Source organism: Flavivirga rizhaonensis (assembly GCF_004791695.1).
Classification (GTDB): domain Bacteria; phylum Bacteroidota; class Bacteroidia; order Flavobacteriales; family Flavobacteriaceae; genus Flavivirga; species Flavivirga rizhaonensis.
In genome coordinates, this window is sequence record NZ_SRSO01000005.1 from 129,014 (window position 1) to 142,939 (window position 13,926).

At 32.0% G+C, this 13,926-nt stretch carries 15 protein-coding genes; 3 read left to right on the plus strand and 12 right to left on the minus strand.

Going from position 1 to position 13,926, the window contains the following annotated elements; genetic code table 11:
• Positions 1 to 420 precede the first annotated feature (420 nt).
• The 3 genes from dut to EM932_RS05190 are packed head-to-tail and all read right to left on the minus strand — an operon-like array spanning position 421 to position 2,885.
• A complete protein-coding gene (gene dut, locus EM932_RS05180; RefSeq protein WP_135876112.1) occupies positions 421 to 855 on the minus strand; it encodes a dUTP diphosphatase in 435 nt (144 codons plus the stop codon).
• 33 nt (positions 856 to 888) lie between these two features.
• Positions 889 to 2,319 (minus strand): oligosaccharide flippase family protein, encoded by a 1,431-nt coding sequence (locus tag EM932_RS05185; protein ID WP_135876113.1) that lies wholly within the window; start codon positions 2,317 to 2,319, stop codon positions 889 to 891.
• Between the two features lie 59 nt (positions 2,320 to 2,378).
• Positions 2,379 to 2,885 carry a hypothetical protein gene (locus EM932_RS05190; protein WP_135876114.1) on the minus strand — a complete coding sequence of 169 codons (507 nt, stop codon included), beginning with the start codon at positions 2,883 to 2,885 and terminating at the stop codon, positions 2,379 to 2,381.
• A 265-nt stretch (positions 2,886 to 3,150) separates the two neighbouring features.
• Between EM932_RS05190 and EM932_RS20840 the strand changes: the two genes are divergently transcribed.
• The 3 genes from EM932_RS20840 (at position 3,151) to EM932_RS05200 (ending at position 6,115) form a co-directional block, all read left to right on the plus strand.
• Complete coding sequence (locus tag EM932_RS20840) at positions 3,151 to 3,294, plus strand: hypothetical protein (protein WP_170179730.1); 144 nt, start codon at positions 3,151 to 3,153, stop codon at positions 3,292 to 3,294.
• Positions 3,295 to 3,844: 550 nt separating this feature from the next.
• Complete coding sequence (locus tag EM932_RS05195) at positions 3,845 to 5,329, plus strand: hypothetical protein (RefSeq protein ID WP_135876115.1); 1,485 nt, start codon at positions 3,845 to 3,847, stop codon at positions 5,327 to 5,329.
• Positions 5,330 to 5,359: 30 nt separating this feature from the next.
• Positions 5,360 to 6,115 (plus strand): T9SS type A sorting domain-containing protein, encoded by a 756-nt coding sequence (locus tag EM932_RS05200; protein ID WP_135876116.1) that lies wholly within the window; start codon positions 5,360 to 5,362, stop codon positions 6,113 to 6,115.
• A 174-nt stretch (positions 6,116 to 6,289) separates the two neighbouring features.
• Here EM932_RS05200 and EM932_RS05205 read toward each other — a convergent pair whose 3' ends face one another.
• The 9 genes from EM932_RS05205 to EM932_RS05250 all read right to left on the minus strand — a co-directional run bounded on the left by EM932_RS05205 (position 6,290) and on the right by EM932_RS05250 (position 13,920).
• Positions 6,290 to 7,147, minus strand: a complete 858-nt coding sequence (locus tag EM932_RS05205) for an OmpA family protein (protein ID WP_135876117.1) — start codon at positions 7,145 to 7,147, stop codon at positions 6,290 to 6,292.
• A 580-nt stretch (positions 7,148 to 7,727) separates the two neighbouring features.
• On the minus strand, positions 7,728 to 8,588 hold the full coding sequence (gene atpG, locus EM932_RS05210; protein ID WP_135876118.1) for an ATP synthase F1 subunit gamma: 861 nt from the start codon (positions 8,586 to 8,588) through the stop codon (positions 7,728 to 7,730).
• A 103-nt stretch (positions 8,589 to 8,691) separates the two neighbouring features.
• Positions 8,692 to 10,269, minus strand: coding sequence for a F0F1 ATP synthase subunit alpha (atpA, locus tag EM932_RS05215; protein ID WP_135876119.1), 1,578 nt, complete (start codon positions 10,267 to 10,269; stop codon positions 8,692 to 8,694).
• Between the two features lie 43 nt (positions 10,270 to 10,312).
• Positions 10,313 to 10,849 carry an ATP synthase F1 subunit delta gene (atpH, locus tag EM932_RS05220; RefSeq protein WP_135876120.1) on the minus strand — a complete coding sequence of 179 codons (537 nt, stop codon included), beginning with the start codon at positions 10,847 to 10,849 and terminating at the stop codon, positions 10,313 to 10,315.
• On the minus strand, positions 10,849 to 11,349 hold the full coding sequence (locus EM932_RS05225) for a F0F1 ATP synthase subunit B (RefSeq protein ID WP_135876121.1): 501 nt from the start codon (positions 11,347 to 11,349) through the stop codon (positions 10,849 to 10,851). Before EM932_RS05225 ends, atpH begins: the two co-directional genes overlap by 1 nt.
• Before the next feature lie 73 nt (positions 11,350 to 11,422).
• Positions 11,423 to 11,662 (minus strand): ATP synthase F0 subunit C, encoded by a 240-nt coding sequence (gene atpE / locus EM932_RS05230; protein WP_135876122.1) that lies wholly within the window; start codon positions 11,660 to 11,662, stop codon positions 11,423 to 11,425.
• A 20-nt stretch (positions 11,663 to 11,682) separates the two neighbouring features.
• Positions 11,683 to 12,768 (minus strand): F0F1 ATP synthase subunit A, encoded by a 1,086-nt coding sequence (atpB, locus tag EM932_RS05235; protein ID WP_135876123.1) that lies wholly within the window; start codon positions 12,766 to 12,768, stop codon positions 11,683 to 11,685.
• 530 nt (positions 12,769 to 13,298) lie between these two features.
• Positions 13,299 to 13,541: an AtpZ/AtpI family protein gene (locus tag EM932_RS05245; protein ID WP_135876125.1), complete on the minus strand. Its 243-nt coding sequence runs from the start codon at positions 13,539 to 13,541 to the stop codon at positions 13,299 to 13,301.
• Positions 13,495 to 13,920 (minus strand): bactofilin family protein, encoded by a 426-nt coding sequence (locus EM932_RS05250; RefSeq protein ID WP_135876126.1) that lies wholly within the window; start codon positions 13,918 to 13,920, stop codon positions 13,495 to 13,497. The genes EM932_RS05245 and EM932_RS05250 overlap by 47 nt, the downstream gene beginning before the upstream one ends.
• Between the last annotated feature and the right edge of the window lie 6 nt (positions 13,921 to 13,926).

Consider the following 13,926-nt stretch of genomic DNA (forward strand, 5'->3'; position numbering starts at 1 on the left):
ATACATGCCTGCGAAAGCAGGTATCTTTTTGGTTAAACTTTATTCCTGCGAAGGCAGGAATCTCATTGTTTTATCTTAATTTATTAAAATTTAAATTCCAGTTGGTACTAAGGTCAGCCCAACTTGGATTCATTTCTTCTATCAGTTTTATTTTCCAATCTCTTTTCCATTTTTTGAATTGTCTTTCTCTTTTTTCAGCTTCACTTCCATTTTCAAACTCTTCAAAATAAATCTAGATAACCGCAATTATATTTTGCTGTAAAAGATTTTGGGTATATTTTTAATTTATGCTCTTTTACTCTTTCATCAAAATTATCTGTTACTCCTATTATATAAAACGCCGTTTGTTTTGTTTGCCATTATACAAACGTACCAATGTTTCATACATTTTTGCGATGAGATTCCTGCCTTCGCAGGAATTTATTTGACTCCCGTACTGCCAAATCCACCTTCTCCACGAGAGGTTTCAGATAATTCTTCTACAATAATCCATTCAGCTCTTTCATGTTTTGCAATTACTAATTGCGCAATACGTTCTCCGTTTTCAATAATAAAATCTTCGTTTGAAAGATTCACTAAAATCACGCCAATTTCACCTCTATAATCTGCATCAACCGTTCCTGGAGCATTTAAAACAGTAATGCCCTTTTTAGCAGCTAAACCACTCCTTGGACGTACTTGGGCTTCGTAACCAACTGGTACTTCAATAAATAAGCCCGTTCCTACAACACTTCTTTCTAAAGGTTTTAAAACTCTTGGTTCAGAAATATTTGCACGTAAATCCATACCAGCTGAGGCAATGGTTTCATAATGTGGTAAATCGTGTTTGGATTTGTTTATTATTTTTATTTGCATTCTCATCTTCCGTCTTCCCAAAGGGAAGAACTTTTATTTGTTATTTAATATTCGTTTTATTTCGTTTTTTTCTGAAAAATATACGATTCCCAAAAATACTAAAACAATTACTGTACCCATGTAATAATTGGTGTTAAATCTGTAATAAGATAATGCTGATAAAACAATTGCCAATATTAAATAGCTTCCTATTTTCAAAATATCATAGGGCACTGGATAATGTTTTTTTCCTAGGAGGTATGAAATAACCATCATACAGGAATAAGCGGTTAGCGTTGCCCATGCTGATGCCATAAAACCTATTTTTTCAATCATAAAATAATTAAAAACTATAGTAATAAATGCCCCTATAATAGAAATATACATTCCAAATCTGGTTTTATCAGTCAATTTGTACCAAATGGCTAAATTGAAATAAATACCTAAACATAAATTTGCTAACAATACTATTGGAACGATCTCAATTGCCACCCAATACGATGCATCTCTTACAATAAGTTCCTTAAAAATATTGAGATAAGCGACAATGCCCACCAGCATAAAACTTCCACAGATTACAAAATATTTCATAATAGTGGCGTACGTTGCTTTAGCATTTTTTTCTTTGGCATGATTAAAAAAGAAAGGTTCTGCACCAAGTCGGAAAGCTTGAATAAAAATAGTCATAAAAACAGCTATTTTATAACAACCGCTATAGGCACCGTTTATATCTTTTCCTAAGATATTTGGTAATAACCATTTGTCAAAATTTTCATTTATAACATACGCAAGACCAGCAATCATAATAGGCCATCCATAACTTGTCAATTGTTTAAAAATTGAGAAACTAAATTGAATTTTGGTTCTAAAAAAATAAGGAGAGAGCAGTAATAGTGTCACGATACTTGCCGCTAAATTGGATATAAAAATATACTTAACCAGATTATTATTATCATAATCTGGAAACTGGATTCCAAACTTCGGGATAGCCCAAAGGAAGAAAAAGTTTAGCAATACGTAAACAATAATGTTGGAGAGTTTTATTGCGGTAAACTTAATAGGTCTTCCTGTAGCTCTTAAATAAGCGAATGGAGCAACCACTAAAGCATCGAGCGATAAAACACCAACCAGTAAATTAAAGTAAGTTGGATCCAAGTTAACCATCGAAGCCAACTGCTCATTAAACCAAATAATTGGCAACAAAAACAACACCGTAGAAGTAACTAAGCTGATAAAAACTGTTGAAAATATTTTTCCTTTTTCATCGCTTTTGCTGAAGAACCTAAAAAAAGCCGTTTCCATACCGTAGGTTAATAATACATTAAAAAACGCGGCATAGATATAAAATGTGGTGTTATCTGAATAACTGGAAGTGTCTAGTTTATCTGTATGAAGTGGTACTAAAATAAAATTCATAAGCCTTGGCAGAACGGTTGCCAATCCATAAATAATAGTGTCTTTAAAGAACTTTTTTAATGTACCCAAGAAGATGTTTTTAATTCCGCTAAAAATACGTTTTTAGCAAATGCAAACCAAAAGATAAGTTATTGACTGTTTTGAGGTGTACTAGGATATTTTAATGACTCTTGTTTAATAATATTAGAAATCTTGTAATATTTAATTTTATGACCTTCATTATAGCGTACCACACACTCATCTTCTTTTAATTCAAAAGGTATTTTTTTAGGGATTTCAGGAACTAAATTACCATATTCGGCAATAGGATCACTGCTCATTATAATGTCTCTATTTTGATTTGCCGATAATGCATAACGTCCAATATAGAGCCTCTTATTCTTTTCTAACTTAACCGCTTTCCCTCTAAAATAAATACTGTCTAATTCTATGTTTTTAGAATTTGACAATAAAGGAATAAAAACATTAATACCTGAACCGCCTCCTTTTACGCCAGCTACCCAATTTTTATAATAAACCTGCCCTATTTCCAGTGGCGCTGAATCTTCAAGTTTAAACGTACTAGCACATTGTGAAAAACTCATCATCATTAGAGATATTAAACATAAAAATAGTATTTGTTTTAATAATTTCATGGTATTCAATTGGTATTACAAAGATACTATTTGCAAAAGAGATGCCATAATTTCTTAAATAAAAGCTTAATACCAATTAAACATTAAAATGTTGCATTTAAATCGTTTTCTCTAAATAAGCTTTTAGTGACTTATATGCTTTTGTTTTTAGTGATTTTAATGTCTCTAATTTAATCCCTAACCTTTCAGCACTAAATCTACTTCGGAAGGCTTTGTAGACCACAAAATAGAAAGTGCAAAAGGAATTTCTATAAGAGAAATAGACATGCAAACCCCAAAAACAAGTATAAGCTATAATCTTGTAAATGATAAAATAGCGTATACTACCGAAAACGTTTTAATTTCTCAAATAAAGAAATTCTTAAAACTAACTATCCCTGTAGGCAAGCTCCCAATGTCATTAAGTTAAGGAAACTTATTCTGTTTTGTCACATTGAGCATTATCAAAATATAAAATGTATTTTATATTGAAGATACCTGGCGAAGCTTAACGAAATGCTATTAAAAACTATATAGTTCAATAATGGCTTCGACTTTAGTTTATACTGAGCATAGCCGAAGTACTCAGACTGACATTTCAATCTTAACTCTTAATGACATTGGGCTGGAGGCAGAGCCATAGAGCTATCGCTGGTTTCATTTTTACCTTTTGAGTCCCAAAACTGGAATTCTGTATTTTACCTCTCCCGAAACTGCCAAAAAAGGAAGTTCTGACCTATCCAAAGCAACACTGTAATTAGAAACGCAATACATCGAGGAATTCTTTAAGTTAAAAAACATGTGTTTTCTTTAAAATGAGATTATTAGAATTTCACATAAATCCTTCTAATACAAATGCTTATCCTTTAAAAATAAATTTCATTACAGATATTTGTATTGTTAATAAACCATTCGATTATAAATGATTGCATTATTAACAAATAAAACGACTAAAAATCACATTAAAACAAACTTATATTATGATGAAATATTCTCCCTTAAAAAATTGTACCATAACAAAAAATAAGTTGATTGCCCTAGGTCTGACTTTTATTTTTGTAATAGGCTTATCTACAAAAATGTCTGCTCAAGGATCTATTGGGAATAAAACGGCATCAGTTAATGGTAATAGTATACCGTTCTTTAAAAATAATGTAACTAAAACTAGTTATGATAAAACTTATACACCTAGTACAGCTACAACTAATGGTATTAATTCTGATATTAATAATTTATTTGGAAGAGCAAATGGGGCAGTACTCTTATTTAAAAAAGGAACATATACTTTAGGGGAAATTAAATTAAAATCAAAAATTCGTATTGAAGTTGAGGCTGGCGTTACTTTTAAAATAGATAGAAGCGGTGGAAATAGTACTTTATTTAATTTTGGAAGAAACACAAGAAACAATAACAACGACAACGATGTTATAAAAGATGTTGAAATTAGAGGTATTGGGGGCAACAAAAGAAACCAATGGTTTAAAATTGACTTAAGTAATTTTAATAAAGCACAATCTGCATCACCTTTTAAGGTGGCATTTGTAAATAACTTTGCTATTTCAAACTTCTTTATAAAAGATAAATACACAAAAAACCCTTCTGTATTTATTATAGCAGATAGTAAATTTAGTGGAGGAAGTTATGATTTAACAACATTCCATAGAATTCCACAAAATGGCGTAATTCATAATGGATATGCTCAAAATATTGCAACTGGTTATGCCACAGCCCAAATTTATAGTGGTCGTAAAATTTACTTTAAAAATATTTCTGGTAAAAAAGGAATTACTATTCGTTTAGAGCCAGGTAGCGGTAAAGGATTTGATGATTTAAACAAAGTACCTAACCAAACAATAGGTAATATTGAAGATGTATTGTTAGACAACATCAATAATGACTCTGGTTTTGCATCATTATTTATCAAGCCCCACACTAAATTATGCAAGAACATTGAAGGTAAAAAAATTAAAGCTAAAAATAGTTTAAGTGCATTATATGTGGCTTCTGCTTCATTAACACCTCTAAGTAGAAGAGGAACTTTTACTAATACTAGAATTTCTAATATAGAATTAAGACAAACAAATTCTAATAACAATAATGATTATCCTGCAGATACAGGTTTAGAAGGCTTTAATTATGCACACCCAGATTTTAGAGCATTAATGCAAGGTAAAAGAAATGCAGATTCTCCTAAAAAGCCCATTTTAACTTACGTTTCTAAAGATGCTGGTGGAGAAAGATGGACACAATGGCCTATTGCTCCTGTAATTTATGCTGCTGCTTTTTCTAAAACGAAATTAAATGCACCTGGACAAAACATAAGTGGTAGATATAGAATTACTATTAATGAAGCTAATATTACTAAAGTAGGTTCAGACCTAAGTAGCCAACCCAAGGTGATATATAGAGGAGAAGCGGTAAAGCTTGTAGATGGAAATACATTTACATCATATATCAATAAATAATAACAACTTAACTTTATATTATACATTCTAATGAAAAATATTATAACAACACTATTAGCTGGATTAACTCTAACATTTACTGCTTACGCACAGGAATCTTCTGCTATAGGAAATAAAGATATCTCTAACTTAGATACAGAGGTGAACTCAAATTCAAATTATCTAGTTGGTATTAAGATTCATAATGATACTCAAAGTGAAATAAATACGATTGGTTTAGTAGGAAACAATACTAAAAGTGGTGTTCAATTATCTTTATATAGAGATAACAATGGCAAACCAGGGCAATTAATAGTAGCTTCCGAAAAGGGATATGTTGGAGATGGCGAAACCGCTTTGGCTATTAAGCCTACACAAATTGAAGCTGGAGACTATTGGATTATGGCCATTTACGAAGAAACAGGGCACCATGTTTATAGTCAGCAATATGCTGATGGTCAAGAAGTATATTATACAAACTTAGCTTATGGAAGTGATATACCAAATGATGCTAGTACCTTTGAAAACTATACAGGACATGAATTTGCTTATTACATAGAAAACGCTGTTGAGGATAGTATTAGTAAAAGTACAATTAATGTTTATCAAAACTCATCAACAGATACTATTCGTATTTTAAATTCTAAAGAAAATTACGAAGTAAAGATTTATGACTTTTCTGGAACTTTAGTAAGAAGCTTGAATGTAACTTCTAAAGAAACTGAATTGAATATTTCAGGTTTAAATCCTGGAATGTACGTTGTTTCTTTTGATGGAAAAATAGCTAAAAAAATAGCGATAAATTAAATAATAAGTTGGTTTAATCGTTATAAAGAGGCTGTCTAAAAAGTGTCATTCTGAATGGAATGAAGAATCTCTTTAAAATATATGACTCTGATTATGAGTGAAATAAGATTCTTCGCGTTGCTCTGAATGACAAGATTAACCACTTTTCAGACAGCCTCTTTATATTTTTCAATACTATATGTCTTCATTAGAAGCCATTAAAGCGAAAAACTTATCAATATTTGGTAGAATCACAATACGCGTTCTTCTGTTTCTGGCTCTACTTTTAGCAGTTTTATTATCTGTAAGTGGTTGAAAACTACTTCTACCTGCTGCTATCATTTTTTCAGGTGTTACTTTAAATTTATTTTGCAATTTTCTAACTACTGATGTTGCTCTTAAAACACTCAAATCCCAATTATCTGATACTTTTTCTGTGTTAATACTTCTTGAATCTGTATGACCTTCAACCATTACTTCTAAGCTTTCTTCTGAGTTTATAACATCAGCTATTTTTTGCAAAATCGTATTTGCTTTAGAGCTTACATGATAACTTCCACTATTAAATAGCATCTTATCTGAAATAGAAATCATAACAACAGTTTCGTTAATATTGACAGCAATATCGTCATCTTCTTTAAGACTACTTGTTTGTATCGTTTTTTCTAAGTTATAAGCTATTGCCAAATTCATAGAATCTTTAAGCGTTTTAGCTTGACTTAACTTTCCTGTATCGACATTAGCTAAGGTAGCTCGCATTTTTGCTTTAGCATCATTAGAAATTACGCTACCATTATCTGTAACATTTAGTTTAGAATTATTTTCTTTAGTAAGTGTACCGACATCTTCTTTTAAAGATGCTATTTTAGAATTATATGTATCAACTCTAGCTTGGATTTTTTCAAATTTAGCTTCTAACTCTTCTTTAGCTACTCTAGTTTTTGTTAATTCACTTGTAATTTGACCTTTTTCTTCTTCTAAAGCAATATATTTCTTCTTTGAAACACAAGAAAAAACTAGGGCTACCAATAATAACATTGAAATTTTTTTCATAATAATACTAACATTTAATTTAAAACATTTACGAGATAGACTTAATTATAGACGTTGAAACTGTTATTTATTTTGAATTATTCTGTTTTTTATCGATATCAAAACCAGCTCTATTTTAAAATTGACTCCACAAAAAAAGATTTCCCGAAAAAAGGTATGATACACCTCAATCATCATCTTAAAATGTTACATGAAAATTTAAAAAATAAAAAAGCCTCACAAACATGAGGCTTTACATTTAAGACCCTTCAACTGCAGTCAGGGTAAATGTTTACTATTTGATATTTTGTATTTTATAATTTGGCTTCGTCTAATTGTTCAACGCTTCCGATTTATTTGAACATTTGACTTCGTTCTCCTCAGCCTAATTGTTCAACGCTTCCGCTCTATTTGAACATTTGACTTCGTTCCTCTCAGCCTAATTGTTCAACGCTTCCGCTCTATTTGAACATTTGACTTCGTTCCTCTCAGCCTAATTGTTCAACGCTTCCGATTTATTTGAACATTTGACTTCGTTCCTCTCAGCCTAATTGTTCAACGCTTCCGATCTATTTGAACATTTGACTTCGTTCCTCTCAGCCTAATTGTTCAACGCTTCCGCTCCACCAACAATTTCAAGGATTTCATTAGTAATTGCTGCTTGACGTGCTTTATTATAAGTTAATTTAAGTTGGTCTCTTAATTCTGTAGCATTATCTGTTGCTTTGTGCATAGCTGTCATACGTGCTCCGTGTTCACTTGCAAAAGAATCTCTAACACCTTTATACAGTTGTGTTTTTAACGACTTAGGTATAAGTTGTTCTACAATCTCTACTTTAGATGGCTCAAAAATGTAATCTGCATTATTATTTGCATCACCCTCAACAGGAACAATTGGCAAAAACTGTTCTGTCATTACAATTTGAGTCGCTGCATTTTTAAACTTATTATAAACGATTTCAATTTTATCAAACTCGCCTGAAACAAATTTATCCATTAATAACTCAGCAATAGCTGCAACATTATCAAAAGTTAAATCTTCAAAAACATCACTTTTATTAGCTATAACTCTTCCTTGTTTAGCGAAAGCATCATTCGATTTCTTTCCTATAGCTACAACAGACACATTCTTATCTGCATAAACAGTATCTATCAAATTTTGCGTTTGTTTAATAATGTTTGAATTAAAAGCACCACATAAACCTCTATTAGAAGTGATTGGAACTATTAATACGTTTTTCACTTCGCGCTGTGTTGCATATTTACTTCCAGAATCTGCATCTAAAGTCGCACTTAAGCTTTGTAAAAGCTCCGTTAACTTATCTGCATAAGGACGCATAGCGGTAATAGCATCTTGTGCTTTCTTTAACTTCGCAGCAGACACCATTTTCATGGCACTGGTAATCTGCATCGTTGAAGATACCGATGATATTCTGTTACGTATTTCTTTTAAGTTTGCCATTGGCCACACCTAACCTCCCGAAAGGGAAGGGATTTTTATTAGTTGTATTTAATAATATTTAGATCCTCCATATAACTCCTCCTTTTGGGGAGGCTGGGAAGGGCTATCTATACTTTCCTGATAAATCTTTTGCTACAGTTGTTAATGTATCTGTAACTTCATCAGTTAATTTACCTGCTTTTAATGTACTGAGTACATCTGCATGTTTTGCTTTTAAGAATTCAATAAAATCTCTTTCGAATTCTTTTACTTTTTCAACAGGTACATCTTTTAATAAATTTTTAGAACCTGCATAAATAATAGCAACTTGATCTTCAACCGTAAATGGATCATTTTGAGCTTGTTTTAAGATCTCTACGTTACGTTTACCTTTTTCAATTACATTTAAAGTAACTGCATCTAAATCTGATCCAAACTTAGCAAATGCTTCCAATTCACGGAATTGTGCCTGATCTAATTTTAAAGTACCTGCTACTTTTTTCATTGATTTAATCTGCGCATTACCACCTACACGAGATACCGAGATACCTACGTTAATAGCTGGACGAACACCAGAGTTAAATAAATCTCCATCTAAGAAGATCTGTCCATCTGTAATAGAAATTACATTTGTTGGGATATATGCAGAAACGTCACCTGCTTGTGTTTCAATAATTGGTAAAGCTGTTAAAGAACCACCACCTTTCACTAATGGTTTTAATGAATCAGGAAGGTCGTTCATGTCTTTAGCAATATCATCATCATTGATCACTTTTGCAGAACGTTCTAATAATCTAGAGTGTAAATAGAATACATCACCTGGATACGCCTCACGTCCTGGTGGACGACGTAATAATAAAGATACCTCACGGTAAGCAACCGCTTGTTTAGATAAATCGTCATAGATAATTAAAGCAGGACGTCCAGTATCTCTAAAATACTCACCAATTGCAGCACCTGCAAACGGAGCATACACTTGCATTGGTGCAGGATCTGATGCATTTGCAGCAACTATTGTTGTATATGCTAAAGCACCTTTTTCTTCTAGTGTTTTAGCAATTAAAGCCACAGTAGATGCTTTTTGTCCAACTGCAACATATATACAAAATACAGGCTCACCTGCATCGTAAAATTCTTTTTGATTTAAGATAGTATCGATACAAACTGCTGTTTTACCAGTTTGACGGTCACCAATAACCAACTCACGTTGTCCACGACCTACAGGAATCATTGCATCAATAGATTTGATACCTGTTTGTAAAGGCTCTGTTACAGGCTCACGGAAAATAACACCAGGAGCTTTACGCTCTAAAGGCATTTCGTAAGTCTCTCCAGTTATAGATCCTTTACCATCAATAGGATTTCCTAAAGTATCTACAACACGTCCAACAATACCTTCACCAACATTAATAGAAGCAATACGTCCAGTACGTTTTACAGTAGATCCTTCTCTAACTCCTACAGAAGCACCTAATAATACGATACCTACATTATCTTCTTCAAGGTTAAGTACAATACCTTCTAATCCACCATCGAATTCTACTAACTCCCCATATTGAGCGTTAGCCAATCCGTAAGCACGTACAATACCATCACCTACTGTTAATACTGTTCCAACTTCATCTAATGAAGCCCCTGCTTCAAAACCTGAAAGTTGTTGTTTTAAGATTGCTGATATTTCAGCTGGTTTTACTTCTGCCATCTTATATTGTTTATTTTGACCCTTTGTCAAGCTCAGGGCAAGTTTAATTTAATGTAAATTCTCTTTTTAATTTGTTTAGTTGATTTGCAATACTCGCATTGTATTGTATATCTCCTATTCGTAAAATGAAACCACCTAAAATGCTTTCATCTATAATGTTTTTTACTTCAACATTTTTACCAGTAAGTTCTTTCGCTTTTGCCAGAACTTTCTTTTCTAAATCCGCTGTTAAAGCAACTGCTGTTGTAACTGTTGCAAGTTCAATGCCTTTTGATTGATCAAATAATTGATTATATTTTAAAGCAACATGCCCTAAAATATCAATTCTATTATTATTAACTAGGGTATCTATTAAGCTTAAGGTTGTTTTATCAGACTTTTTAAATACTTCTAATAAAACAGCTTTTTTTACTGAAGAACTGATTACAGGACTTTGAAGTGTTTCACTTAAGTCTTTACTTTCTGCAATAGTATCAGCAATTAACTTCATATCGTTATTTACAGCCTCAGCTGCTTTTTGATCTGATGCTAAGCTTAATACTGCCTTTGCGTAACGTATTGCTGCTCTTGCTCCTGCCATTATGCTTCTGTTAATGATTTTTCACCCAACATAGTTTCAACCAATTCTAATTGCTTGTCTTTGTTAGATAATTCTCCACGTACCACTTTTTCAGCTATTTCAATTGATAAACTTGCTACATGATTTTTAAGCTCAGCCATAGCTGCCTTCTTTTCACCTTCTATAGCGGCTTGTGCTTGTTGAACTATTTTATTTGCTTGAGCCTGAGCCTCACCTTTAGCATCTTCAATCATTTTTGTCTTAATCTCACGAGCCTCTTTAAGCAAGGTTTCACGTTCTGCACGTGCTTCTTTTAAAATACGCTCATTGTCTGCTTGAAGATTTTCCATCTCTTTACGAGCATTTTCAGCAGATGCCAAAGCATTTTTAATCCCTTCTTCTCTATCGCTTACTGCGCCAAGAATAGGTTTCCAAGCAAACTTTTTTAAGATTAATAGTAAAAATATAAAAGTTAATGCTGTCCAAAAAATTAAACCAAAACCAGGAGTAACTAAATCCATTTCTATATTGTTATTTAATTAATTTTTAATGAAAAAATAAAAGTGCAACCAACCGTTACACTTTTATTCTTTTTTACTTAAGGAATGATACAACCACCGCGAATAATGCAACCGCCTCAACGAACGCTGCAAGAATTAACGCAGAAGACTGAATCTTTCCGTGCATTTCTGGTTGACGCGCCATAGCTTCCATAGCTGACCCACCAATTTTACCAATACCTACACCAGCTCCGATTGCTGCTAAACCGGCTCCAATCGCTGCAATTGATCCTAAATCTAATGCCGCTGCTTCCTGTAATAGTGCTAAACTCATAGTTATAAAAATTAAATTAATTAATGATGCGCTTCTTCAGTTGCCATACCAAAATAAAGAGCAGACAACACTGTAAATATATATGCTTGTATTGCTGTAACAATAATTTCAATAACGCCAATGAATAATGAAAAGGCAACTGAAACTGGAGCTACTCCAATAGATTTAAAAACAAAAATTAAAGACATTAATGCCAATACAATAATATGTCCTGCGGTAATATTTGCAAACAAACGAATCATTAATGAGATTGGTTTTACAAACATACCTATAACTTCTATTGGTGCTAAAAATATTTTCATTGGCACAGGAACTCCTGGCATCCAAAAAATATGCTTCCAATAGTTTTTGTTCCCACTAAATGTTGTGATAATAAAAGTGAACATAGCTAAAGTAAATGTAAAAGCAATATTTCCACTAAGGTTGGCACCATTTAAAATGGGTATTAACCCAAAAATATTATTAATCCAAATAAAGAAAAATATTGTTAAAAGATAAGGCATGTATTTTTTATACTTATGCTCACCTATCATAGGCTTTCCTATTTCGTCTCTAACAAATACCACTAAAGGCTCTATAAAACCTGCAATACCTGTTGGTACATTGTCTTCAGATTTTTTATATCGTCTTGCTGCTGTAATAAATATCAGTAATAAAATAATTACTGAAACCCACATCATAAATACATTTCTGGTTATGGATATATCTATAGGTGTTGAAGCATTTACTGGATGATGTTCTGCATCAAATGAAACAGAATGAGCATCTTCATTTAATTGATATATCTTTTCGTGAAGCTTTACAAATTTCCCTCCGTTTTTTTCAACTACATGATGACCTGTATCATCGTGATGAAATTCACTAGACATGAAAGTTGTTAATCCGTTATCTGTCCACAAAATAATTGGTAATGGAAGCGACACTGCATGCCCTTTCCAATCCCAAAGATGAAACCCATGAGCATCTTTTACATGATGCATAATCATTTCTTTTGGGTCAAAATCTTTATCCTCTTTATTTTCTTCGTTCTCTGAAGCAAATCCTACCATTGTAGTGCTTAAAAATATGATCGAAAATAATACGCTTTTAAAGGTGTTTATTGTCATTCTGTGCTTATTAAAAATGCCCTGCTTTAAATTCCGTGCAAATGTACACACATTATATTAAATGACAAACAATATTTATATGATTATTTAGTGTTTGTTCTTAGAAGAATAACTACTACGCTTTCTATTATTTTTTCTGAAGAAATGCCGTTAACGAGTAGACTTCGAAAAACAGATATAAAAAATAAGGAATAAAAAAATTAAAGACGTCTGCTTGCTTGTTTTCTTGATTTGACATTAAAAGAGGTAGCAAAAAAACTATGGCTAAAATCATTTTTAAAAACGTACTCACCATGAAAATATTAAATATCTCTGTTTTTCCATTTGAAAATTTATAATTGACAACCGAATACAATAGGAATGTTATTACAAGAAGAAATATATATACTTGCCATAAAGGGAAAAAGAAAATTACATCACTTGCAAAATGATATAGTAAATAACTATGTATTGCATATAACAGTACGCTAATTATAGTTAACTGTATAAAAAAAGCTATTTGTCGTTTTTTAAAAACCTCATTCATATTATTAGTTATTTTTTGAGGCTGCAATAATACGTCTTATTACAAATATTATAGCAAAAATAACTGAAGTTAATGACATAAAAATGGTGTAAAGATTATTTTCGTTTGGAAATTTTTCGTCAAGTTTTACTCCTGAAAATGTCCCAACACCAATAATAGCAAACATTTGTATTGCTATTCCAGAAAAACGCGCATAATTACTAAGCTGTTTTTTCGGTTTCTGGTCTTTTTTGCTGTTGTTGTCCACCTTTATTCATTTCTTTTACGGTACCTTTCATGATACAGGTTACGTTAAATGTGGCTCCAGGCTCAACAGCTAATTTTCCAACAACAACCTCTCCTTCAATATGAGCAGATGCTTTTAATGTTAATGTACCTGACAGAGCTAATTTTCCAGAAAATTTACCTTCAAAATAGGCATCTGTGCCTTGTAACGTTCCTTTAATCAAACCTGATTTACCTACAACTACTTTTCCTGAAGTTTTAATATTTCCTTCTATGATTCCATCAATTCTAAAATCACCTTCGCTATTAAAATCACCAACCATTTTGGTGCCTTGTGATATGATGTTTTGACTTGGTTTTGCCTCTACCATTTGTTTTTCTTTTTTATTATCGGAGAACATAATGAA

What these genes read in the sequence shown, in the direction of transcription:
- EM932_RS20840 (WP_170179730.1), top strand. Translation starts at nt 3,151, where the DNA reads ATGCAAACCCCAAAAACAAGTATAAGCTATAATCTTGTAAATGATAAA.
- EM932_RS05225 (WP_135876121.1), bottom strand. Translation starts at nt 11,349, where the DNA reads ATGGATTTAGTTACTCCTGGTTTTGGTTTAATTTTTTGGACAGCATTA.
- EM932_RS05205 (WP_135876117.1), bottom strand. Translation starts at nt 7,147, where the DNA reads ATGAAAAAAATTTCAATGTTATTATTGGTAGCCCTAGTTTTTTCTTGT.
- EM932_RS05250 (WP_135876126.1), bottom strand. Translation starts at nt 13,920, where the DNA reads ATGTTCTCCGATAATAAAAAAGAAAAACAAATGGTAGAGGCAAAACCA.
- EM932_RS05195 (WP_135876115.1), top strand. Translation starts at nt 3,845, where the DNA reads ATGATGAAATATTCTCCCTTAAAAAATTGTACCATAACAAAAAATAAG.
- atpA (WP_135876119.1), bottom strand. Translation starts at nt 10,269, where the DNA reads ATGGCAGAAGTAAAACCAGCTGAAATATCAGCAATCTTAAAACAACAA.
- atpH (WP_135876120.1), bottom strand. Translation starts at nt 10,849, where the DNA reads ATGGCAGGAGCAAGAGCAGCAATACGTTACGCAAAGGCAGTATTAAGC.
- dut (WP_135876112.1), bottom strand. Translation starts at nt 855, where the DNA reads ATGCAAATAAAAATAATAAACAAATCCAAACACGATTTACCACATTAT.
- EM932_RS05190 (WP_135876114.1), bottom strand. Translation starts at nt 2,885, where the DNA reads ATGAAATTATTAAAACAAATACTATTTTTATGTTTAATATCTCTAATG.
- atpG (WP_135876118.1), bottom strand. Translation starts at nt 8,588, where the DNA reads ATGGCAAACTTAAAAGAAATACGTAACAGAATATCATCGGTATCTTCA.
- atpE (WP_135876122.1), bottom strand. Translation starts at nt 11,662, where the DNA reads ATGAGTTTAGCACTATTACAGGAAGCAGCGGCATTAGATTTAGGATCA.
- atpB (WP_135876123.1), bottom strand. Translation starts at nt 12,768, where the DNA reads ATGACAATAAACACCTTTAAAAGCGTATTATTTTCGATCATATTTTTA.
- EM932_RS05200 (WP_135876116.1), top strand. Translation starts at nt 5,360, where the DNA reads ATGAAAAATATTATAACAACACTATTAGCTGGATTAACTCTAACATTT.